Genomic DNA, 210 nt, shown 5'->3' with positions numbered 1-210 from the left:
GCACGCTCCAGTGCGTTGCCCCGTCCGGCTTCTCATGCAGCATCCTCGCAAGCAATTCCGCGACTGCTTCATCATCATGCGTGCGAGGCCGGCCTGGACGGGCTTCATCATGCAGACCGGCAAGTCCATGGGCAACAAACCGCTTCTTCCAGTGCGTAATTGCCGGCGGTGTCACCTCGCACTGCGTTGCAATTTCTTGACTCGTATGAC

At 59.0% G+C, this 210-nt stretch carries 1 protein-coding gene; it reads right to left on the bottom strand.

The genetic code is table 11. The features are described from left to right. Positions 1-210: helix-turn-helix domain-containing protein (locus tag AB4Y43_RS40755; protein ID WP_368730320.1), on the bottom strand; the 210-nt coding region annotated here is incomplete at both ends.

It is taken from the genome of Paraburkholderia sp. BR10872 (assembly GCF_040965835.1).
Classification (GTDB): Bacteria; Pseudomonadota; Gammaproteobacteria; order Burkholderiales; family Burkholderiaceae; genus Paraburkholderia; species Paraburkholderia nodosa_A.
This window is presented reverse-complemented; position numbering and strand designations above follow the sequence as displayed.